Genomic DNA, 22,062 nt, shown 5'->3' with positions numbered 1-22,062 from the left:
TGTGTCAGGGCCCTTACTTGTTTAACCAGCAAAACAGGTTGGTGGGGGTTCGGGTGGGTGCCTGGCCCCCCTTTTTTTTCCTGTTTAAAGAGCGTTGGATGCTGACCGGGGAACGCGGCACCTTAGCGACATTGCCCGTGCCAGCAACCTGCCCACCAGCACCACATCGCGGATGCCGCGCGTTCTTGAGCACTGGGGCTACGTCTCCCGGGCCAGTGATGGGCAATATTCCCTCGGGCAGCGTTTCGTCCAGTCCCGGGTAGTCAATGACCAGACCAGCGTCGAGGACCTGATCGACGCTTCCGGGCCGATTATGGGCCTGTTGACGGAGCAGACCTCGGAGTCCAGCTACATGGCAGTGCCCAGCCCGGCCAACACCTGCACCTTCCTGCGCGAGGTGCAAAGCTCGCTGCCCATCCGGTATGTCGGATTCGACGGCTGGGAAGGGCGAACGGTTCCCATGGGCGGATCGGTGACCGGAGAAGTCCTGGAGGGGCGGGTCCCGGATCCGGGCTATGTGGTGATGGTGGCCGTCGAGGACCCCGACGCTACAGTGATCGGCGCCCCCGTGCGCAATGCGCAGGGCAGGATCGTCGCGGCCCTGAGCATTGCAGGACCGAGCTTCCAGATGGGCGAGCAAGCGGTAGCGGCCCTCGGTGCCGCGGTGTGCTCAGCGGCCGATGAGCTTTCTGCGCAACTGGATTCGCGCCTCCAGCCAGGCGCCCTCTAGCCCGGGCAAAGCCGTCGGGCACCGTGGATGCCGGGGGAACCGCCAGCTTGCCGAAAGCGTGAGGCCGCTCCACGGGTGGTGAACATGCGCCGGCGTGTGCCGAAGGACACCTTATTGACCTGCCTCTGGATTGGCACCCTGTCAGCAGGCCTGATATAGTTATGGAGTTGTCGCAATCGCGGATGACACCGTAGTTTTCCCATGGCTAGCCATGAGGTATAGAGTTACGGCGATCATAGCGTGGGGGAAACGCCCGGTCCCATACCGAACCCGGAAGCTAAGACCCACAGCGCCGATGGTACTGCACTCGGGAGGGTGTGGGAGAGTAGGTCATCGCCGGGCATAATTTGCCGAAGGCCCCGAACGAAAGTTCGGGGCCTTCGATGTTTAACCGGCGCGTTAATGCGAAAAAGCCGAGGGCCAGAAAAGACAGCTTTTCCGGCCCTCGGCTTCGCGCGGTTTAGGCTTCGCTTAGACGCAGGCCGCTCTCTGTATCAAACAGATGCACGTGCTGCAGGCGAGGAGCAATGTTCAGCTTCTGGCCTCGTGCTGGTGGCGTACGGCCATCAACGCGTACCACAACCACCTGGGTTTCGCCAGCAAGCTCAGCGGAGCCGTAGATGTAGGCGTCGGCGCCGAGTTCTTCGACCACGTCAACGATGATCTCTACGCCCTCGCCGGCACCCACGATCTCGATGTCTTCCGGGCGGAAGCCCAGCGTGGTTCCACCCTGGGCGCCCGGAGCCTGGATCAGGGTAGAGCCGAAGGCCACTTGCCCGTTAGCAGATTCCAGCTTGACCAGGTTCATGGCCGGGGAGCCGATGAAGCCGGCAACGAAGACGTTACGCGGACGGTCATAGAGCTCGCGAGGAGTACCGACCTGTTGCAGTTCGCCATCCTTGAGCACTGCAACGCGATCGCCCATGGTCAATGCCTCAACCTGGTCGTGAGTCACGTATACGGTGGTGACGCCAAGACGGCGAGTCAACGAAGCGATCTGGGTACGAGTCTGCACACGCAGCTTTGCGTCCAAGTTGGATAGCGGCTCATCCATCAAGAAGACCTGGGGCGAACGGACAATTGCGCGGCCCATGGCCACACGCTGGCGCTGGCCGCCGGAGAGGGCCTTCGGCTTGCGGTTCAGGTACTGCTCCAGGTCGAGCAGCTTGGCTGCTTCCAGAACGCGGCGGTTGCGCTCTTCCTTGTCAACGCCTGCAATCTTCAACGCGAAGCCCATGTTCTCGGCAACGGTCATATGAGGGTACAGCGCGTAGTTCTGGAAGACCATCGCGATGTCGCGGTCCTTTGGCGGAACGTTGGTCACGTCCTTGTCGCCAATGAGGATGCGACCGGAATCGACCTCTTCCAGGCCTGCCAGCATGCGCAAGGTGGTGGACTTGCCACAACCCGACGGGCCCACGAGCACGAGGAATTCTCCGTCTTGGATTTCCAGGTCGATTGCATCCACGGAGGGCACGAGAGCGCCTGGGTAGATACGGGTGGCCTTATCAAAGGTCACAGTTGCCATGATGACAATCCTTTCACGGGCAGGTACGTGCCCGACGATCCATAGTGAAAGTGAAATAGGACACTTTAGTCTCGCATGGAAACCAGAATTTGCAAAAGCTCTGGCAACTGCTGCGGAGAAGCTATATGATGCGTGGCCCGAGTCGGCCCGGAACCTACTTTTATCCCAAGATCATTGGGCTCCAGTACCTTGAATCCGTTTTCATCGGTGACGTCATCGCCGATGAAAAGCACCGCATCAACCTGTAACAAATCTTTAAGCCACGTTAAGCTCTCGCCCTTGTCTCCTTGATGCACCGAGGCTTCAAGGACCGCCTTGCCCTCGAGGAGCTTGACTCGGCCCATGGCGTTCAAAGTGGCCTTGGCCTCGCTGAGCGCAGCGTCGGCGGCAACTGTTGTTGCGCGGCGTACATGCAGCACGGTCGCCGAAGGCTTGTATTCCAAGCTGACATCCTCGTAGGAATCGGCCACGGCCGCGAGTTCCCTGGTGATGCGAGCCAGCAGATCCTGCTGTTCGCTGCTCAGCGGCTTTTCGATCCATTGCCCTTTGAAGGGCTCTGGCAGCAGGCGCTCAGCACCGTGCGAGCCAATGCAGATTTCCGGCAGGGGCTCGGGATAAACCTGCGCCAGGGACGCTAAATTGCGGCCGGAAACCAAAGCGGCAAAAACGCCAGGCAGCTGCCTGAGCCTTTCAAAAACCTCGGCAGACTCCGGAAGAGGCCGGGCGTCCTCGGGGCGGTCGACGATTGGCGACATTGTCCCGTCAAAGTCCAAGGCCACAAGAATTTTCTGATGAGCTGCAAACCTGCTCAGCGCGGCGTGCAGTTCTGGGTCGAGGTCAGACACGTTTGTATCCCATCGAGAGTGTGCGGATGCTGGCGCCGGGCTAGCGGACGATGGCATCTGTCGAGGAAGCGGCGCTGATCTCAGCAAGTTCCGCGAGGAAAACCTCTGACCAGCGGGCCACGGTATTCACCTTCAGGTGCCGATTCATCCGTCGCATGCGCTTCTCTTGCTCAGCCTCGTTCATATTGACGGCCTGGATGATCTTGTCCTTCATGCCGTCGATGTCGTGCGGGTTCACCAGCACGGCTTGGGTCAGCTGGTCAGCGGCGCCCGTGTATTCGGAAAGCACCAGTACACCACGGCCATCCTGATGGGCTGCGACAAATTCCTTGGCGACCAAGTTCATGCCATCACGCAGCGCGGTCACCAGCAAAACATCCGCTGCCAGGTAGAGGGAAATCATTTCGCGCAGCGGATAGGACTGGTGCAGATAGCGCAAGGTGGTGTGGCTCAGGGTGTCGTGCTGTCCGGTAATTTGCCCCACCATCAGTTCGACCTGGTCGCGCAGTTCCATGTAGGTGTCGACGTTTTCGCGGCTCGGGCTGGCCACCTGGATCAGGCACACATCACCGGCGCGCAGTTGCTCGTCTGCAAGCAACTCGCCGTAGGCCTTGAGCCGGTGGCGAATGCCCTTGGTGTAGTCGAGGCGATCCACACCGAGAATCACGGTTTTTGGATTGCCCAGCTCATTGCGAATCTGCGCGGCGCGGGCAATGATCTGCGGGTCGCGGGAAAGCTTTGCGATCTGCTCGGTGTCAATGGAGATCGGGTGGGCCTTGGCCCGGCAGAGATTCTGCATTTGATTGTCAGCAGGGGGAGTGGCGACGTCGCCCTTGGTGGAGTAGTCGGTAAAGCGGCGCAGGCAGCGCAGGAAGTTGGAGGCATCGGCTTCGCGCTGGAAACCAACAAGATCGGCGCCGGCCAGGCCTTGCAGGATCTGGGTACGCCACGGCAGCTGCGAGAAGAGGCTGGCTGCCGGGAACGGGATGTGGAGGAAAAAGCCGATCTTCAGATCCGGCCGCGCCAAGCGGATCATCTGCGGCACAAGCTGCAGCTGGTAGTCATGGACCCATACGGTGGCATTCGGGGCGGCAATTTTCAGCACCGCGTCGGCAAAGCGCTGATTGATCTTCTTGTAGCGGTCCCACCATGTGCGGTGGTACTCCGGAGGCACGATTACATCGTGGTAGAGCGGCCACAAGGTGGAGTTCGAGAATCCTTCGTAGTACAGCTCCAGATCGTCTTCGCTCAGCGGAACCGGGACCAGATGGATGTCGTCCTTGTCGAAGCTCTCCAATTCTTCGTCAACACCACCATGCCATCCAACCCAAGCACCGTCCGAAGCTGCCATGATCGGCGCCAGAGCAGTCACCAGGCCGCCGGGAGAACGCCGGAAGCCTTGTGTCCCGTCGGGATTCGTGATCCGGTCAACGGGCAGCCTGTTGGCTACGACTACCAAATCGTAGGATTGCTCGGTATTTTGGCTTGGTGCTGGGGTACCCACTTAAACCTCCTGGTTTGATCAAACTGTGCACCGGCGGGGTGCGGATTCGTCGGTTCTGAGTGAATGACTTTGTATTCGATTTTTTCTGCTGCGCTTTGCGGAAGGCCTTGGTGAAAAGCCGCTCCTATTAAAATCATACTGAATTTTTTCTCTTGCCATGTGAGGTGAGGCACGCTAAGCGGTGCGTCACAGCGGGCCCTGCCCTGAATCGGATGCCTTGCGCCCATGACTTGGTTGAATGCTCAAGTACAGGCTCGGGTCGCGCTTTGGGCGCTGTATGCACAAGATATGCGTGTCCTGTGAAGGGTGGGCAATCTGGGGTTTTCAGGGATATTTGCGCAAAGAGTTGGCTAAGCTTGACCCAGATGACTGTTCGCTGCTGACTGAGGAACCACCAAATTTATGTCTACGAATAATCCGCGCCCAACTAAGGCGCAGCGCAACGCGAGCGCTCGCGAAAAGGCTGCCCAGCTACGAGCCAGCCAAGAAGCCGCTCAAAAACGCAAGTCACTTTTTGTGAAGCTTGGCGTTCTTGTCGCCGTCATTATTGTTATCGCACTGGTAGTTACGCTGATCGTCCGAAACAACAATGCGAAGATTGAAGACAGCGGTGCCACTCCTCAGGGCGCGACGGCTGCCGGCGGCATCGTGGTAACTTCCGCTGACTCGGTTGCTGAGAAAACTACCGACCAGGTAGACGTTACGAAGCTGACCGCTCCCGAAGAGCCGCTGGCTGCTCCTGAACCGCGTGACCTGATTGTCGCCAAGAAGGGCGAGCCAATCAATATCACCATGTACGTGGATGCCAATTGCGTGCACTGCGCCGACTTCGAAGCCACTTACGGCGACCAGATCGAAAAATGGCTGGCCAATGGCGACGTTAACGTCGAGTACCGCAACGTTGGATACCTCGATGGCGGTTCGCCAACCAACTTCTCCTCGCGTGGCGCCAACGCTCTTGCTTGCGTCGCCGATGAGAGCCCAGCTGCCTACATGAAGTTCGTGAAGGCACTGTGGGGCCACTACCCAGAGGGCGAAATGAAGAACGCTGAACTGGCCCAGATGGCAGTGGACAATGGAGCCAGCGAATCGGTCAGCGACTGCATCGAGGGCGACAAGTTCCGCCCATTCGTCCAGTATGCGACCACCGCAGGCCAGTACGATGGCGTGAAGGGAACCCCTTCGATCTTCATCCAGGGCAAGGAACTCGCTTTGGGCACCGATGACTTCCCGACCAAGGTTGAAGAAGCGATCAAGGCCAATAAGTAAGTCCAAAGCCAGGCTCTAGACAACCAGGCGCGATCCGGTAAAATTTCTTATTGATCTCGCACCAATACAAAGGGGAAGAAAGCCATCCGTGGTTTTCTTCCCCTTTGTCTTGCCCGCAACCCCTGCCGATTCGCAGACCAGCGGTGTTTTCAGATATTCTTATCCGGTACGCCCCCTTAGCTCAGCTGGCCAGAGCGTCTGTCTTGTAAACTGAAGGTCACCGGTTCGAATCCGGTAGGGGGCTCCACACTGGACGTAGCCCAGATGAGAACCGTGTTCATGATCTCCCATGACGCGGTTTCTTTCATTTCTGCCACCAGCATCATGGAGCTGAAGCCGTGCCTGCAAACCGGTTGTGCACCGCACCGGTAGAATTCCTAGCGAGACCACAATCCTTGAGCCAGGGCGGATCGGCCCGATGTTCATCACCATTTAAAGGAGCCGACCATGGCCGGAGGCCTTGTAGCACTTTTGGACGACGTAGCTGCCCTGGTGAAGGTGACTGCAGCATCCCTTGACGACATAGCTCTGGGCGCCGCCAAGGCGAGCACCAAGGCCATGGGGGTGGTGGTCGACGATGCTGCGGTCACGCCGCAGTACGTGGAAGGCATTTCGCCCAAAAGGGAACTGCCGATCATCTGGAAAATCGCGGTGGGCTCCATCCGCAACAAGCTGGTCTTCATCCTGCCGGTCGCCCTGCTGCTGTCCTACTTCGCCCCGTGGGCGCTGACCCCGATCCTGATGCTCGGTGGCGCCTACCTGGTCTTCGAGGGTGCGGAAAAACTTCTTGAAGCCTTCGGCTGGATCAAGCATCACGGCGCCGGCGAAGCGGGCAAGGAGCGTGATGAAAAGTCCATCATCAACTCAGCGGTGCGCACCGACTTGGTGCTCTCGGCGGAAATCCTGGTGATTTCGCTCAACGAGGTAGCCCACGAACCGTTCCTGACCCGTGCGCTGATCCTGGTTGTTGTTGCCGTCATGATGACCGTGGTGGTTTACGGCGCGGTGGCACTGATCGTGAAGATGGACGATATCGGCCTGCACATGGCCGCGAAGCCGCGCAAGCTATCGCAAAAAATTGGCCGCGGCCTGGTCAAGGCCATGCCGATCATCATGTCCGTGCTCAGCAAGGTCGGCGTGGTTGCGATGCTGTGGGTCGGTGGACACCTGTTGCTGGTGGGCATGGACGAACTTGGCTGGCACGCCCCGTACGGCTTTGTGCACCATGTCGAAGTGCTGGTGCATCACGCAACCGGTTCAGCAGGCGCGGTGCTGGGATGGTGCGTCAATACCGCATTCTCCTGCGTGGCCGGATTCATCATGGGCGCGATCATTACGGTGATCGTCCTGGGGATTCAAAAGCTGCGGAACAAGGGCAAGGCCGAGGCCGCCCACTAAGGCCCAAGCCCGGGCCGGCACCCCGCGTACAATGGATAAGTTGCCGCCCCAGGCGCGGTCATCCGCGTCCAGCCAAACTGTCTGGCCGCCATGGAAAGATCGATGCGTGTTGAGTAAAGAACAAAAAGAGCCGGTTGCCGCCCGTCATGCGCGCGGAGCCTATTTCACCCCGGAACCCGTTGCCGCCTTCATGGCGCAATGGGCCCTTGATGGCCAGGCCACCAGCGTCCTGGAACCCTCGTGCGGTGACGCTCAATTCCTTGAAGCCGTGCATCGCGAGCTGGGGGAGCGACAGGGCGGCGTGCAGCTGCTGGGCTATGAATTGCACGAGCCCACCGTGGCCCAGGCCCGCGAGCGGCTGGCCGCCCAGGGAATCAACGCGCGAATTGAACAAGCGAACTTTTTTGATATCGACGGCACCGCGGACATGGACGTGGTGATCGGCAACCCTCCCTATGTGCGCTACCAGCTGCACCGGGGAACGGATCGCCAGCGTTCGCGGCTGGCGGCCAAAGCAGCCGGGGTGGAACTGAACGAGCTGGCCAGCATCTGGGCGGCCTTCGCGGTTCACGCGACCAGCTTCCTGGCACCGGGCGGGCGGATGGCCCTGGTGCTGCCCGCGGAACTGATGTTCGTCAACTACGCCGGCGTGGTGCGGGCGATGCTGCTCGAGCGCTTTGCCACCGTCCACCTGGCAGTCTTTGAAGAACGGCTCTTTGCCGACGCCCAGGAAGAGGTGGTGCTGCTGCTGGCCGAAGGCTACCAGCAGGGCCCCAGCGGCCATTTCCAGCTGCATCAATTCCGCAACGCCCAGGACCTGGCCCAGCTCGGATCCGGCACCCGCCACGAACCGCAGCGTGCCGCGGATCGCTGGACCGGTTCGCTGGTCGGGCTCGAAGCCCAGGGCATTCTCGCCGCCGCCAGCGCCCAGGGCCATTTCGCCCCGCTCAAATCCTGGGGCGAAACTTCGCTCGGCGCGGTCACCGGCAATAACAAGTGGTTCACCTTCAGCAGCGATGAGATCCACGAGCTCGGACTGCCGGAAGCGGACCTGATTCGCATTTCACCGCCTGGCTCCAGGCACCTTCGCGGACTGGAGCTAGACCAGCCCAGGTGGGAACAACTGCGGGATCATGGAGCGGCGACCTATCTGTTCAGGCCCTCGGGCCAACCGAGCGCCGCGGGGGAACATCTTGTGGCCAGCGGCGAGCTGTCCAACGTGGACCAGGCCTACAAGTGCAAGGTGCGCTCGCCATGGTGGCGGGTGCCGGTGCTTTCGGTGCCGGATCTGTTCATGACCTATATGAACGCTGATACGCCGAGGCTGACAGCCAACGAAGCCGGCGTGCACCACATCAACTCGATCCACGGCGTTTACCTCGGCGCGGACGTGCGCGAGCTGGGCCGCGGCCTATTGCCCCTGGCCTCGCTGAACACGCTGACCATGCTGGGCGCCGAAATGGTCGGACGCTCCTATGGCGGCGGGATCCTCAAGCTTGAACCGCGCGAGGCCGACGTGCTTCCGGTGCCTTCCATCGCCATGGTGCAGCGCTTCGCACGGGAACTGCACGCCATCAAGCCGCAGGTGCGCGAAATGCTGGCGGCCGGGCATAAGCAAGAAGCGACCGAAGCGGTAGACCGGATCGTTCTGGAACAAATGCTCGAGCTGGATCAGGCAGCGGTGGAAACCCTGCGCGCAGCACGCAGCAACATGCTCGATCGCCGCAAGGCGCGAAGCAAAGCGGTGAAGGGATAAACGTGGCTAATCCTGTGGTTGAGAAAACCCTGGCCTTTGCGGAATTTGATACCACTTTGATGTCAGCGGCCAAAGACTCGCCGTGGCTGAGCAACGGCGCGGTCACCGAAGAATTCAACCCGTCCTATTCGGTGCTGGAACGGCTGTTGAGCATTCCGGTGCGCAATAAGGCCGTCACCCGATCCGGGCGCTTTGCCCAAGGCGTGGACGCCTGGCTGGCCCACGAGCTGCGTCGTGCCGGATTCGACGCAGACCTTGTCTGGCCGCGGCCCGAGGCGCCGCGGGTGCTCTCCAGCGACATCTTGGACCTGTTGCGCCGATTGCCGGAGCGATTGGCCGACGAGGTCCACGAGTCGATCATGGCCGGCAAGGCCGGGAGCACCGATGCGAGGATCCTGGGCCGCGCCTACATGAAACAGACCGATGTGGTGATGACCCATTGGTCCACCGGCCCCGAGTTGCTGCTGAGCACCAAGGCCATGACGTCATCGTTCGGCAAGAACCTCGCCAACCGCTATGAAGAAGCCTATGGAGACGCAGCGAATCTTCGCGCGCGGTATCCGCTGGCAGCGGTCGGGTTCTTCTTCGTGCAACGCGCCACCATCCTTGAATCGGAACCGGCGGCCTTCCGCCGCACCGTGGACATGATCCGCAAGCTGCGGGACTTCGGCGATGGGTTTGGCTATACCGCGACCGGCCTGCTGCTGGTCGACTGGGACGACGACTCGGATAACCCGGAAGTCAGGTGCGTGCACCCTCCGGTGCCCCAGGACATCGCCACGGCACAGTTCCTTAATGCCATGGTCGACACCGTCCTTAAAGTCACCCCCATCGACCTCCATGAAGCGGCCCGCGCTCGCCGAGCCGGCGAAGTGGCGCCGCTGCCCGGTCATGAATGGGTCGACGAGCAGCAGGACGCCCTGTTCTAGGCTCTAGATCATCCCAAGTGCCGGCATCTGGTCGCCGCGGGGCAGCTGAATGCCCAAAGACGGCCCGATTGCCGGTGCTGTGGCAAAACATGGCGCAGGAATCGCGGCTGGCGGCGCGATGATCTCCACGCAGTCTTCCGAGGCCTGTGGCAAGTTCTCCACCCACTCCCAGGCGGCCCGGGTAGCGCGGTAGATGAACTTCAGCCGGCCTTCCTGTTCGAAGCTGCGTTCGCGGTCCCACATCTCGGAGCGTTCGTAGAAGGCCCAGGAAGCAGGATTTTGCGCATCGATCACGATGATGGGCGTTTTGCCCGAGCGCACTGCGTGCTCCAGGCGCAATGAGGTCACATGCTGGCGGATGCCCAGCCGGCGGTACTCGGGGCGCACGGCCATGCAGCCCAGCTCCACGGCGTTCATCGAGTCGGTGGGTGCGACGATCGAGTCGTGAACCAACCCGGCAGCCACGAGCGTGCCACGGTCGCGCACCGTGACCAGCAGGCTGAGCCGGTCGAATTTCTGGTGCCAGCGCTGGTCGATGACAGGGTAGAGCTGTGCCAATTCTTCACGCTGCTCTGGCAGAACGCAGAGCGGTGACAAGGAGAAGTTCAGGTTTTCAAACACTGGGTACGGTCCTAGAGAAAAAGAACGAACGAAAAATGAGGCTTTTGCGCGACCAGGTCTGACCTGCCGTGCGGTTTCGTTGGCCTTGAGGGGACCGATGCCGGCGGCTTCCGGCAACTTCCTTGTAGGGTCCAGTTTGAGCTCGATGAGCTAGAAAAATTATGGAGCCTAAAGTCCCGTTTTGACAAGTGGAAACAGCTACTTTCAGGTGACATGAAAATAAACTATTTGGCGCGGTTTTTCCGGGCTGATCATGTGGCATATCCGGAGGCGGAAAGGTCATCGTGCGGCTGGGTCTGAGCGCGTCTGCCGCGGTGCGCTCTGCCGCTTGAAGCAGGCTGCCGATTTGGTGCGCGAGTTATCACCAGCTAAGATCATGTAGGTGCTTGGCCCTGCGGTCAAAGCGCAAGTATGGATCTTTAGCTCAGTTGGTTAGAGCGTTCGCCTCACACGCGAAAGGTCGCTGGTTCGAGTCCAGTAAGATCCACGAAAAAATGCCACCAGAGATGGTGGCATTTTTGCGTTCATGGAGCTTCGCCATGCGAAGCGGGCTCTAGGCCCCGAGCAATTCGTGGACGCGGGGCTTCACTTCTTCGCCCAGCAGCCTAATGCTGTTCATCATGGCCTCATGCGGCAATGATCCGGCTGAGTACTTGATGTCAGCGCGGGATAGCCCGAGTTTCCTGGTGGCCGAGGCGAGCTTCGAAGCCACGGTTTGCGCGCTGCCGGCCATCATTGCCCCCTCCGGCCCCATGGCGGCCTGCAATCGCATCTTGCTCGCTGGCGGCCATCCGCGCTCGGCGCCCAGCCGGTTCATGGTCCGCTGGTAATGAGGCCAGAGGGTTTCCAGCGCTTCCTCGTCGCTGCCGGCCACCAACCCGTGGAAGTGCGCGGCCACCGGTTGTTCATCGTGCCCGAATTCCTTGAGGGAACGTTGGTACAAATGCACCAGTCCTTCAAAGCCCGAGGGCTGGCCCCCGATGATGGCCAGGAACAGCGGAAGCCCGTGGCGCGCGGCGCGAACAACGGACTGCGGGCTGCCACCGACGCCCACCCAAGTGGTCAGCGGCTGGTTCTCCAGCAGGGGATAAACCTGCTGGTTGCGCAGCGCGGAGCGGTGCTTCCCGTGCCAGACCACCGGATTTCCATGGCGCAATCTGGCCAGGAGATCCAGCTTCTCCTCGTAGAGCGCTTCATAGTCATCAAGCTCGAAGCCGAACAAGGGGAAAGATTCAATAAAAGATCCGCGCCCGGCCACGATTTCGGTGCGCCCCTGGGAAATGGCATCGAGGGTTGCAAAGCGCTGGTACACCCTGACCGGATCATCGCTGGAAAGGACCGTCACGGCGGTGCCCAGCTTGATCTGCTTGGTGGTGCTGGCCAATGCGGCCAATACGATTTCCGGGGATGACACGGCATAATCATCGCGATGGTGTTCGCCGACGCCAAAGAAGTCCAGATTCGCTGCTTCGGCCGCCTGGCCCTGGGCGATGACGTTGCGAATCACTTGCGCATGGGTCAGCGGATTGCCCTGGGCGTCCTCGCTGATGTCGCCAAAGGTTTCGGCGCCGATCTCCGGCAAGAGAAGTTTGCTGCTCATCAATGACCTCCGATATGTATGCAAAAGCATCTAAGTTCAAATGCTTGCAACCACCATCGGGCCAGCGATATTCCGCAGGCGGGAATTGCCGGGAAATGTGTTCGGCGCTACCTAGTGATTTACGCACGTTCACGCGAACTTATTGCCCACGGGTTGTATCGTAAATTGCATGGGAAAGCATTGGCTGAGGGGGCAAAATTAGTGGCGCATCGATCTGACGAAGAGCATGGCGCAGTGCCACCACGGATCGGCGAAGATCCAGCGCCATCGGCCGGTGCGCTACCTCGTATTTCCACCAGTGAAATCAACATGGGCTTTCACCCGGAAGAACCGCTAGAAGAGCCGCCCACTGCTTCTGAGCTCCCGCTGAACACGGCAGTCAGCGCCAACGTGGCCGCTGCCGACGCCTCGGATATCGAGTGGCGCACCGGCCAGGTCCACACCACCGATGAAGGCATCACCCTGATGCCAACGCGCGCCAACCCGGTGGCGCGCCGGCTGCTGGCAAAAATGTGGATCTCGGACACCCCGCCAACCCAGGCGCTGAACATTGTCGAGCGTCTGCAGGGAACCCCTTACGCCAATCCCAAGGTCAACGACCAGCAGGACGCTTCATCGCGCCGCACCATGGAATTCGCCCTGGACTTGGGAGAGACCCTGATCCGCTACGGCGCTGGCGCGTTGGAAGTGGAAACCAGCATCATCGCGGTGACCGCAGCGCTGGGCTTGAGCCATTTGGACGTGGACATCACCAACCAGTCCTTGCACTTGAACTACAGCCCGCCTGATGCCGAAAGCTATTCGGTATTGCGCGTGGTCCGTTCCTACACCTCCAACTACGCAGGGCTCGTCCTGGTGCATGAGTTGGTCTCCGACATCATCGCGGGCGGGGTGTCGCGCAGCGCTTCGGCCAAGCGCCTGAAAGAAATTACGCGCCGGCCAAAGCCCTTTCCCCGGTGGATTGTCGCTTGCGGGCGTGCCCTGTTCGCAGCGGCATTTGTGCTTTTCATTGGCGGCTCATGGGCCGGTGCGCTGGTGGCCATGTTCTCCTCCAGCCTGGTCACCCAGATTGGCCGATACGGCTCGCGCTGGCGGGTCCCGGAATTCTTCACTATTGCCGCATCGACGATGGTCATCACCGGCATCGCATTGATTGGGCATCAGCTGCATGCTCCGTTGGATCCGGCGCTGGTGGTTTCCGGCGGTATCCTGCTCTTGCTGCCTTCGGGGCGGTTTGTCTCGGCGCTGCAAGATGCGATCAACGGTTTCCCGGTGACTGCGGTGGGGCGCTTGTTCTCCGCCAGCCTGACCTACGGGGCGATCTTGAGCGGCATTGCCGCCGCCTTGGTGGTCTCCGATGTGCTCGGCGGCGGGGAAGTCGATGTACACCAGATCGTAACTACCGAGTACCCCGCATGGCTCTTGGTCGTGCTGGTAGCTGTCGCCATTGTTGCCGGTGCCATTACGGAGCAAAGTGCGCTGCGCTTGCTGCTGCCTACCGCTGGCATTGCGGTGGGCGGCTACCTCGTGCAGCTGCTCGCCGAGAACATGGGCCTGGGCGACCGTGCGGTTCCAGCACTTGTCGCCACAGTCGTCGGCTTTGCGGCTCGCTTCGCATCAGACAAATTGCGCACGCCGCAGCTGGTTCTGGCAGCACCGGCGGTCATGTTCCTGCTTCCAGGCCTCATGATCTTCCGGGCCATGTACGGCATCGTGATCAACGTCGACGACATGGCTACAGGTCTCGTTGAGATGTTTAACGCGATGGCCATCATGCTCTCCATCGCCGGAGGAGTCGTCTTCGGTGAAACCCTATGCCGCCCGCTCACCTCTAACGCCCGGCGCGAACGGCGACGCATCCGCCGCCGCTAGGCTGGCGGCAAACTCCAGTCAATCGGCTCATGTCCCTGTGCGGACAGGAGTCGATTGGCTTCTGAAAAGGGTTTTGAGCCGAAAAAGCCCCTCGAAGCCGAGAGCGGCGATGGATGGGCGCTGCGCAATTGCGGCAGATTCCCCAGGGCAGGCGAGAACTTCTGTGCATGATTGCCCCAGAGAATGGCGATCGGGGGAGCGGAACGCTCGTTCAGCGCGGACAGCAGGGACGCAATGATTGGTTCCCACCCGATCTTTTGGTGTGAACCGGCCTGGCCTGCGGTGACCGAAAGCACCTGGTTGAGCAGCAGTACCCCGCGTTGCTGCCAGGCACTCAAATCAGGATGCGACGCAGGGGTGATCCCCAAGTCGGCTTCGAGCTCCTTGTAGATGTTATTCAACGAGCGTGGCAAGGGGCGAACACGCTTGTTGGCCGCAAAGGCCAATCCGTTGGGATGCCCCGGTGTCGGGTAGGGGTCTTGGCCGATGATCAGGACCTTGACCTCAGCTAAAGGCAAAGATAGTGCGCGGAACATCACCTCGGGATCGGGGAGCAATGTTTCGCCTTGTGATGAACGTTCGGTTAATTCGAGGGCAAGCTGGCGAAGATTTTCATCTTGCTTGCTGAGCGCAGGAACCCAATCTTGAGCAATAAATCCGTGGTCGGCCATGGATTGCGCTCCGTGGAAGAACGGGAATTCTGCTGGTTCATACACGGGTGCCGGCTGTGGCCCAGGAGCCTCGAACAGGGGTTCTTGCATTTCATCCATAGACGCTATTGTTCCGTTTTTCTGGCGTGCCTGTGCCAGGCCACACGGCGATAGCTAAAGAGATTGGTTAGAATGTCGGTGGTATGTCTACCAGTGGTGGAGTACATGCATGAATGAAATGCGCAAAAACTGAGCCGAGGACAGAGGTGAGAACGGATGGCTGAGAAAGAGTTGTTGGTGGATTTTGTGATGAACCCAGACTCGGAACTCGACGAACGTTCGCAACAGATCCTGAGCTTGGAAAAATTGTGGTGGAAGTATGCCGGAGCCAAGGAACAAGCGATTACCAAGCAGTTCTCCATGTCTCCAACCAATTACTATCAGCTGCTGAACCAGCTGATTGAGACGGATGCGGCGATGGCCTACGACCCGATGCTGGTTAAGCGACTGCGCAGAACACGTTCAACAAAACGTCGTGTGGGCGGTAAGGTCGGCTCGGGACGATAACCCAGCCTGCCGTGACCAGTCAGACCTCGAGCAAGGACAAGAATGACCAACTACCCGCGTGACGAATTTGATCGCGTTCCGGAGTTCAACACCCGTGTCGGTTCGCACCATGCGCACGGATGGGCGCAGTCCGCGGCCTCAAAGTCAACCGGTGGCAAATTGCTGTGGGTAGTGCTGACGGCCGTGATCGTCCTGGCCATCGGCGTAGCATCCTTCATCTTCGGCCCCCAGCTCAAAGACAGCCTCGCGGGCCCTTCCAGCGATGAGAGCTTGCAGTCCCAAGGCGGCGGGGAGTCTGCCGATAGTTCGCAGGAGGCTTCACCGAGCGAATCCGCATCGCCATCCAGCACCATTGATGAAGCAGACGTGCTCTTTGGCCAGAAGATCGGCGTGTACAACGGCGCGAATGTTGCCGGCGTCGCGGGTGCTGGCCAAGAGGCCATGGCAGAAGCCGGGTTCACCAACATCGTCGCCGATAACTGGAGCAAGCCGGCGGATGTTTCCGCCGTGTACTACATGTCAGAGGCCTACCGCACCACCGCGGAAAAAGCTGCTGAAGTCCTTAATATTGACGAAGTTTTGCAGACCAATAACATTCCCGATCGGGTCACCGTCGTGCTGGGCACCGATGACCCGCTGGGGCTGAACGAATAATTCGTTCATAATTCCCTTCGCTCAGAGCCGACCGGCTTGCACTCGCCATGCGAGAGTGCCAATATTTGTATTAGCACTCTTACGCTGCGACTGCTAACGCCGGTCGGTTTTTGCGTTCCCTGCGGAACGCGAGCGCACCGGTTAGCGCCACGGCGGATGGAGCGTGGAAAATACCTCAGATAGCGAGAGTTGAAACGGTTGCCGGCCCGATGCCGCACCGGTCCACTCGTCCGTCGCGGGCGCTGTCTGTCGGTTGCATTTTCGCAAAATCGTCCCGAAAGGACCGAAAGCCACTATGGCCAAGATGATTGCATTTGACGAGGAAGCACGCCGCGGACTCGAGCGCGGACTGAACACCCTTGCTGACGCGGTAAAGGTGACCTTGGGCCCACGCGGCCGCAACGTTGTTCTGGAGAAGAAGTGGGGCGCTCCTACTATCACCAACGACGGCGTGTCCATCGCTAAGGAGATCGACCTCGAAGATCCTTACGAGAAGATCGGCGCCGAGCTGGTCAAGGAAGTTGCCAAGAAGACTGACGACGTCGCTGGCGACGGTACCACCACCGCTACCGTGCTCGCACAGGCACTGGTCAAGGAAGGCCTGCGCAACGTTGCTGCAGGTGCCGACCCGATCGCACTGCGCCGCGGTATCGACAAGGCTGTAGAAGCCGTCACCGCAGAACTGTTCGCCGCAGCGAAGAAGATCGAATCCAAGGAGCAGATCGCTGCTACCGCTTCGATCTCCGCTGGCGACAAGGAAATCGGTGGCCTGATCGCTGAAGCTCTCGACAAGGTCGGCGAGCAGGGCGTTATCACCGTTGAAGAGTCCAACACCTTCGGCCTGGAGCTGGAGCTGGCCGAGGGCATGCGCTTCGACAAGGGCTACATCTCCGCTTACTTCGTCACCGACGCAGAGCGCCAGGAAACCGTCCTGGAAGACCCATACATCCTGATCGTCAACTCGAAGATCTCCTCGGTCAAGGACATGGTTACCTTGCTGGAGAAGGTCATGCAGTCGAACAAGTCGCTGCTGATCATCGCCGAAGACGTCGAGGGCGAAGCCCTGGCCACCCTGATCCTGAACAAGATCCGTGGCCTGTTCAAGTCCGTTGCCGTCAAGGCTCCGGGCTTCGGCGACCGCCGCAAGGCCATGTTGACCGACATCGCCATCCTGACCGGCGGCCAGGTTGTTTCCGAGGAAATCGGCCTGTCCCTGGACAACGTTGGCCTCGAAGTTCTGGGTACCGCCCGCAAGGTCGTTATCACCAAGGACGAGACCACCATCGTTGAAGGCGGCGGCGAAGCCGACGCAATCGACGGCCGCAAGGCCCAGATCGCAGCCGAGATCAAGAACACCGACTCGGACTACGACCGCGAGAAGCTGCAGGAGCGCCACGCAAAGCTCTCCGGCGGTGTCGCTGTGCTGAAGGCCGGCGCTGCTACCGAGGTGGAGCTCAAGGAGCGCAAGCACCGCATCGAAGATGCCGTGCGCAACGCCAAGGCAGCCGTTGAAGAGGGCATCGTCGCCGGTGGTGGCGTTGCACTGATCCAGGCTGGCGCTGCTGCATTCGCAAAGCTTGAGCTGGAAGGCGACGAAGCAACCGGCGCGAACATCGTTCGCGTTGGCATCGAAGCTCCACTGAAGCAGATCGCACTGAACGCTGGCATGGAGCCAGGCGTTGTCGCCGACAAGGTCAAGGGCCTGGCCGCTGGCCACGGCCTGAACGCTGCCACCGGTCAGTACGTTGACCTGCTGGAAGCTGGCGTGAACGACCCAGTGAAGGTGACCCGTTCGGCACTGCAGAACGCAGCTTCGATCGCTGGCCTGTTCTTGACCACTGAAGCTGTTGTTGCAGAGAAGCCAGCTCCTGCTGGCGCTGCCCCAGCCGGTGGCGATGACATGGGCGGCATGGGCGGAATGGGCGGCTTCTAAGCCCTCCATGCTGATCTAGTGCATCACCTGCGCTGATGGCCTGGTACCTTCGGGTACCAGGCCATCAGCAGTTAACGCGGCGAATACGGGCTAGAGCATCCAGCTCTGCAGATGTTCCAGCTCTCGACCCAAGTTGGTCCGCGCAGCCGATTCCCACCGTTCGCGCCCAGCTGCCGTAGCGTAAATCGAGACCTTGGCCAGCAGGGCCGAGAGTATCTTGCTGCGACCTTCAGCCAAAACGTGGCGGGGAAGGTGGGCATACTCTTGATAGATCGCATGGGCATAACGTTGATAGGCCGGTTCGGGGCGGGCCAATACTTCCAGGTCCGCATCGCACAAGATCCGTCCCAGGCGGTCCGTTTCGCCCGGGTTATGTCCCGCGGTCAGCAAGATCAGGTCGCTGATCGCGCCAACAGCAGCCGGAGAGAGCACTCCGTCTAGTCTTTCACGTGCCAGCACCGCAGATTTGAATTCATCCTCGCTGGTCCCTTCATATACCGCGTCGTGGAACCACGCCGCCAGCTGTACCAGCAGGAGTTCTCCAGGTGAAAGCTTTTCACCGAGGCGATCCACCGCTTCGAGCACCGAAAGCAGATGGACGCGGTCATGATAATAACGGTGGTCCTGGGACCACATCTCGAGCAGCTCCTGGCCTAGCTGCGGCTCGGTCGGCAACGTCCGCGACCACCGCCGGCGCAATATGGCGTTGAGCTTTTCAGGGCGGTATTTGGCAGGGATTCGCAAGCCCGAGGCGATCAGCGCGCGCACCAGCTCGCCGCCGGTGACTTCCTTCGCACCGGCCTGGACAAACTGTTCATAGCGTTCTGCAGGGACGTCGTAGTGGTCCTTGTCGAACGCCCGCGGCGAGATTTCCTGCTGTGCGGCGAATTGATGGAGTTCCTCCAGGGACGTGTCCGAGACCAAATGGGCAAAGACGGTGCCATGCGCAGGCCAACGCGGCGGGTCGATCAGAATGCTCATGAGCCAAGCCTACTGATCAACCAGCCGCAGCGCAGTTGCCGATCAGTATCGGAACAGCGACGTGTTGACCTGTTCAACTTCCTCGTACTGCATCGAGGCATGATTCAAGGCGCTGGCGATGCTGCTGAGCGCCTCTTCGATCTGCACGTGCGTGGAACGCCATTCGGCAACGATGGACTGGAATGAAGCGGCTGCTGAACCCTGCCAGGTGCTTTGCAATTGGTCCAGATTCATCTGCATGGTCGAGACCTCGTGGCGCAATCGATCAATGGTATTCATGACTGCCTGGGACTTAACCTGCATCTCGCCGGTATTAGTGGAGAACGTGCTCACGGACCTGGTCCTTTCCTTGGTGGCTGTATCGAAAGCTCGATGCAACCAATCTAGAAAGCCGTCCAGCGCCGTCGAGGGAAGCGAGCGCTGAATGTGGATAACACCGCGCGGTGAGGCCCGGCGCTCAGTCTTCGATCTCCGGCTCTGGCCGTTCGATCAGTGGCACGTATGGCAGGGAAATGGACATGGTGGCACCGCCACCGGCAGTTTCAGCCAAGGCGACCGATCCGCCATGCTGCTGGACGATGGCAGCAACGATGGCCAGCCCGAGGCCCGAGCCGCCGGTTTCCCGCTGTCGGGAGCTATCTGCGCGGTAGAAGCGCTCAAAGATCCGCTTGGCATCTTCTTCTGGGATGCCGGGCCCGTGGTCCCTGATCTCGATGACCGCGTCCATGGCGCCGGCCACCAGCGAACGCACCCCGACGGCAATCTCCAGGGGCGTGCCCTCGGGAGTGTAGCGCAGGGCATTGGTCAGGAGATTGGCGATGATCTGGCGGATCCGAGCGTCATCGCCCACGGTGCTTGCCGGGCTGGGGCGATCGCTGGTCAACCCGACGAGCTTGACGGCACGGTCTGGCGCCCGCACCTTGGTGTCTTCCACGGCGTCCTGGCCCAGGACCAGCAGATCCACCGGCTGCTTCTCCATTGGGCGCTGCTCATCCAGGCGGGCAAGCATGAGCAGGTCCTCAACCAGGCGGGCCATGCGCTTGGATTCGGCTTCGATGCGCCCCATGGCCGAGTCCATGGCTTCGGGGTCCGCCAGGCCGCCGTAGCGGTAGAACTCGGAGTATCCCTGGATGGTGACCAGGGGAGTGCGCAGTTCATGCGAGGCATCCTGGATGAAGCGGCGCATCTTGCGTTCAGAGGCCTCCCGGTCATGGAAGGCCTTTTCAATCTGGGCCAGCATGGCGTTCAGCGAACGGGAGAGCCGGCCGACCTCGGTCTCCGAAGGATAGTCCTTCACACGCTGGGACAGGTCTCCAGCGGCAATCATCGAGGCGGTGCGCTCCACGTTGTTCAACGGCTGCAGCGACCTGCCGGTAAGGCCGTAGGCGATCATGGACATGACCAGTGCGGCGAGCAACCCGGTAGAAAGCACCAGCACTGCGGTCTGGCGCACCGTGGAGTTCACGGTATCCAGCGGCAGAGCCAGGAACAGGTTGAGGTTGCTGCTTTCCAGCGGCACCATCATGGTTCGCCAGCCGGAGGACGTGGGGAAGCTGCCAGGCACGGTGGAAGGAACCAGGGGGTTGGCTGCCAGCTGCTCGATTTGCTGGGGATTGAGCAGCGGCAGATCCGAGGTGCTGCTGGGGCTCACCCGCGAACGCGGCATGATGTAGACGATCTTGCCTTCTTCATCGCGGATGTCGGCGTAGGAGCTATTGAGGCCCAGCAAAGTCGGGTCGAAGTCCCCATTCCCGTCGGAGCCGTCGTTGTCATCGAGGGAATTCACGTAGGCCTTGTTAAGCCCGTAGGCCATCGTGGGCCATGAAGCGTTGAGCTGGTCATCGATCTGGTTGGTCATCGAGATCTTCAGCGTATGCGAAGAACTGAGCGCGGTCGCGAAGATCGCGATGATCATCAGCCCGAGCATGACGGTGACGAGCTTGGTCCTCATAGAGGTTCGGCGCCATTTGGCTCGAATCGACTTCATATGCAGACTTTACAAGGCCTTCGTGTTCCTCCGTGAATTACTAGCGGCGATCCGGGGTGCGCATCAGGTAGCCGACACCGCGCTTGGTCTGGATCAAGGCCGGCCATTCCGGACGGTCCACCTTGCGGCGCAGGTAGGAGATGTAGGACTCGACGATCGACGCGTCGCCGTTGAAGTCGTATTCCCACACATGATCCAGGATCTGCGACTTGGAGAGCACCCGGTTGGGGTTCATCATCAGGTAGCGAAGCAGCTTGAACTCCGTGGGGGACAGATCGATGATCTCTCCGGCACGGCGCACCTCATGGGCATCGTCATCCAGCTCAAGATCGGCGACGACGATCGTGGCATTCTCCTCTTCGCCGCTCGCGGTGCGACGCAGAACGGCACGGATGCGCGCCACAACCTCGTCGAGGCTGAATGGCTTGGTGACGTAGTCATCGCCGCCGACGGTCAGGCCGGTGACCTTGTCGCTGGTGTCATCACGCGCGGTGAGGAACAGAACCGGGAAATGGCGGCCTGCCGCGCGGAGCTTGCGGGTAATGGTGAAGCCATCCATGTCCGGGAGCATGACATCCAGGACCGCCAGATCCGGTTCGTCTGCTTCGACCGCGGCCAGTGCCTCGCGTCCGTTGGCAGCTGCAACAACCTCGAAGCCGGCGAAACGCAGCGACGTGGAGAGCAATTCGCGGATATTCGGTTCGTCGTCAACAACGAGAAGTTTTGCTTCAGTGGGTTTTGCACTCATAAACCCCAGTCTGCACAAGAAGTCTGGGAGTCTGCTGAATGATTGCTGATTCTGCTTCTTCAGGTGTTGCGGCGCTTGACGATGTTGCTGATGACAACGGCCGCGGCGAGGATAAAGGCCACCGGAAGTCCCCAGACAGCAAAGGCCATGACCACTGGTGGAATTGTGATGTGCTGGAAGTAGAGAACCAGCGTGGCAATCAAAGCGAGAGCCGAAATGACGGCAATGATGATTGCCAACCGGGAAATAACGGTCATGGTTTTTGATGTTGTGCTCACGGCTTCTAGCTTAGCCTCGACCAGGCGTGCCCAGAGTGCCTTGCCGACCCTCGGTGCGCAAAGATGAATTCAGTGCTTCAGGGATGACATAATCTTAGATAAACGACTTGAAGCGATTTCGTACGTTGAGTACCCGGCAAGAAGCTAAGAAGAACCCCGGCTGTGACTCCGCGAAATCGTACATATGAATATGCATCGCGCTGAGCAGGCCT

The 22,062-nt window shown here is 60.3% G+C and carries 20 protein-coding genes, 2 tRNA genes and 1 rRNA gene; 12 read left to right on the top strand and 11 right to left on the bottom strand.

Annotated elements, in window-relative coordinates:
• The first annotated feature begins 94 nt into the window (after positions 1–94).
• Together H6F58_RS12745 and rrf are read left to right on the top strand one after the other, a co-directional pair.
• Positions 95–730: a helix-turn-helix domain-containing protein gene (locus H6F58_RS12745; protein WP_195181893.1), complete on the top strand. Its 636-nt coding sequence runs from the start codon at positions 95–97 to the stop codon at positions 728–730.
• Between the two features lie 225 nt (positions 731–955).
• Positions 956–1,072: ribosomal RNA gene (gene rrf, locus H6F58_RS12740) — 5S ribosomal RNA — on the top strand.
• A 118-nt stretch (positions 1,073–1,190) separates the two neighbouring features.
• Here the strand turns inward: rrf and ugpC are convergent.
• The 3 genes from ugpC to H6F58_RS12725 form a co-directional block, all read right to left on the bottom strand.
• Positions 1,191–2,258 carry a sn-glycerol-3-phosphate ABC transporter ATP-binding protein UgpC gene (gene ugpC / locus H6F58_RS12735; RefSeq protein ID WP_195181892.1) on the bottom strand — a complete coding sequence of 356 codons (1,068 nt, stop codon included), beginning with the start codon at positions 2,256–2,258 and terminating at the stop codon, positions 1,191–1,193.
• A 65-nt stretch (positions 2,259–2,323) separates the two neighbouring features.
• Complete coding sequence (gene otsB, locus H6F58_RS12730) at positions 2,324–3,103, bottom strand: trehalose-phosphatase (RefSeq protein WP_195181891.1); 780 nt, start codon at positions 3,101–3,103, stop codon at positions 2,324–2,326.
• A 40-nt stretch (positions 3,104–3,143) separates the two neighbouring features.
• The gene (locus H6F58_RS12725) at positions 3,144–4,607 is read right to left on the bottom strand and encodes a trehalose-6-phosphate synthase (RefSeq protein WP_146277680.1); all 1,464 of its coding nucleotides are present in this window, start codon (positions 4,605–4,607) and stop codon (positions 3,144–3,146) included.
• A gap of 402 nt (positions 4,608–5,009) precedes the next feature.
• Here H6F58_RS12725 and H6F58_RS12720 point away from each other — a divergent pair, with 402 nt between their 5' ends.
• The 5 genes from H6F58_RS12720 (at position 5,010) to H6F58_RS12700 (ending at position 9,959) form a co-directional block, all read left to right on the top strand.
• Entirely contained in the window at positions 5,010–5,876 is an 867-nt protein-coding gene (locus tag H6F58_RS12720; RefSeq protein ID WP_060700683.1) for a thioredoxin domain-containing protein, read from the top strand.
• A 170-nt stretch (positions 5,877–6,046) separates the two neighbouring features.
• Positions 6,047–6,123 (top strand) — tRNA-Thr (locus H6F58_RS12715).
• 200 nt (positions 6,124–6,323) lie between these two features.
• Positions 6,324–7,274, top strand: a complete 951-nt coding sequence (locus H6F58_RS12710) for a DUF808 domain-containing protein (protein WP_195181890.1) — start codon at positions 6,324–6,326, stop codon at positions 7,272–7,274.
• Positions 7,275–7,380: 106 nt separating this feature from the next.
• Positions 7,381–9,030 (top strand): SAM-dependent methyltransferase, encoded by a 1,650-nt coding sequence (locus tag H6F58_RS12705; RefSeq protein WP_261382909.1) that lies wholly within the window; start codon positions 7,381–7,383, stop codon positions 9,028–9,030.
• A gap of 2 nt (positions 9,031–9,032) precedes the next feature.
• On the top strand, positions 9,033–9,959 hold the full coding sequence (locus H6F58_RS12700; RefSeq protein ID WP_257745887.1) for a hypothetical protein: 927 nt from the start codon (positions 9,033–9,035) through the stop codon (positions 9,957–9,959).
• Positions 9,960–9,962: 3 nt separating this feature from the next.
• Here H6F58_RS12700 and H6F58_RS12695 read toward each other — a convergent pair whose 3' ends face one another.
• Positions 9,963–10,580, bottom strand: coding sequence for a GNAT family N-acetyltransferase (locus H6F58_RS12695; protein WP_171918610.1), 618 nt, complete (start codon positions 10,578–10,580; stop codon positions 9,963–9,965).
• Positions 10,581–10,993: 413 nt separating this feature from the next.
• Here H6F58_RS12695 and H6F58_RS12690 point away from each other — a divergent pair.
• Positions 10,994–11,067, top strand: a tRNA-Val gene (locus H6F58_RS12690).
• A gap of 66 nt (positions 11,068–11,133) precedes the next feature.
• On the opposite strand, the gene H6F58_RS12685 is transcribed toward H6F58_RS12690, so the two are convergent.
• On the bottom strand, positions 11,134–12,180 hold the full coding sequence (locus H6F58_RS12685; protein ID WP_060700688.1) for an Atu2307/SP_0267 family LLM class monooxygenase: 1,047 nt from the start codon (positions 12,178–12,180) through the stop codon (positions 11,134–11,136).
• Positions 12,181–12,381: 201 nt separating this feature from the next.
• Between H6F58_RS12685 and H6F58_RS12680 the strand changes: the two genes are divergently transcribed.
• Complete coding sequence (locus H6F58_RS12680; protein WP_060700689.1) at positions 12,382–14,052, top strand: threonine/serine exporter family protein; 1,671 nt, start codon at positions 12,382–12,384, stop codon at positions 14,050–14,052.
• On the opposite strand, the gene H6F58_RS12675 is transcribed toward H6F58_RS12680, so the two are convergent.
• Complete coding sequence (locus H6F58_RS12675) at positions 14,049–14,822, bottom strand: uracil-DNA glycosylase (RefSeq protein ID WP_244652570.1); 774 nt, start codon at positions 14,820–14,822, stop codon at positions 14,049–14,051. The two genes, H6F58_RS12680 and H6F58_RS12675, sit on opposite strands and share 4 nt — an antisense overlap.
• A 156-nt stretch (positions 14,823–14,978) precedes the next feature.
• On the opposite strand from H6F58_RS12675, the gene H6F58_RS12670 reads away from it, so the two are divergent.
• The 3 genes from H6F58_RS12670 (at position 14,979) to groL (ending at position 17,856) form a co-directional block, all read left to right on the top strand.
• Entirely contained in the window at positions 14,979–15,269 is a 291-nt protein-coding gene (locus H6F58_RS12670; RefSeq protein ID WP_060700690.1) for a DUF3263 domain-containing protein, read from the top strand.
• A gap of 42 nt (positions 15,270–15,311) precedes the next feature.
• On the top strand, positions 15,312–15,923 hold the full coding sequence (locus tag H6F58_RS12665) for a LytR C-terminal domain-containing protein (RefSeq protein ID WP_146277689.1): 612 nt from the start codon (positions 15,312–15,314) through the stop codon (positions 15,921–15,923).
• A 295-nt stretch (positions 15,924–16,218) separates the two neighbouring features.
• The gene (gene groL, locus H6F58_RS12660; RefSeq protein WP_060700692.1) at positions 16,219–17,856 is read left to right on the top strand and encodes a chaperonin GroEL; all 1,638 of its coding nucleotides are present in this window, start codon (positions 16,219–16,221) and stop codon (positions 17,854–17,856) included.
• Positions 17,857–17,946: 90 nt separating this feature from the next.
• Here groL and H6F58_RS12655 read toward each other — a convergent pair whose 3' ends face one another.
• The 5 genes from H6F58_RS12655 to H6F58_RS12635 form a co-directional block, all read right to left on the bottom strand.
• Complete coding sequence (locus tag H6F58_RS12655; RefSeq protein ID WP_060700693.1) at positions 17,947–18,837, bottom strand: DUF4031 domain-containing protein; 891 nt, start codon at positions 18,835–18,837, stop codon at positions 17,947–17,949.
• Positions 18,838–18,879: 42 nt separating this feature from the next.
• Complete coding sequence (locus H6F58_RS12650; RefSeq protein ID WP_022874761.1) at positions 18,880–19,170, bottom strand: WXG100 family type VII secretion target; 291 nt, start codon at positions 19,168–19,170, stop codon at positions 18,880–18,882.
• A 124-nt stretch (positions 19,171–19,294) separates the two neighbouring features.
• Positions 19,295–20,824, bottom strand: a complete 1,530-nt coding sequence (locus H6F58_RS12645; protein WP_146277690.1) for a HAMP domain-containing sensor histidine kinase — start codon at positions 20,822–20,824, stop codon at positions 19,295–19,297.
• Between the two features lie 40 nt (positions 20,825–20,864).
• Positions 20,865–21,572: a response regulator transcription factor gene (locus H6F58_RS12640; protein WP_060700695.1), complete on the bottom strand. Its 708-nt coding sequence runs from the start codon at positions 21,570–21,572 to the stop codon at positions 20,865–20,867.
• 59 nt (positions 21,573–21,631) lie between these two features.
• A complete protein-coding gene (locus H6F58_RS12635; protein ID WP_146277691.1) occupies positions 21,632–21,850 on the bottom strand; it encodes a hypothetical protein in 219 nt (72 codons plus the stop codon).
• Between the last annotated feature and the right edge of the window lie 212 nt (positions 21,851–22,062).

Source organism: Glutamicibacter sp. FBE19, assembly GCF_015524875.1.
GTDB lineage: Bacteria > Actinomycetota > Actinomycetes > Actinomycetales > Micrococcaceae > Glutamicibacter > Glutamicibacter halophytocola.
This window is presented reverse-complemented; position numbering and strand designations above follow the sequence as displayed.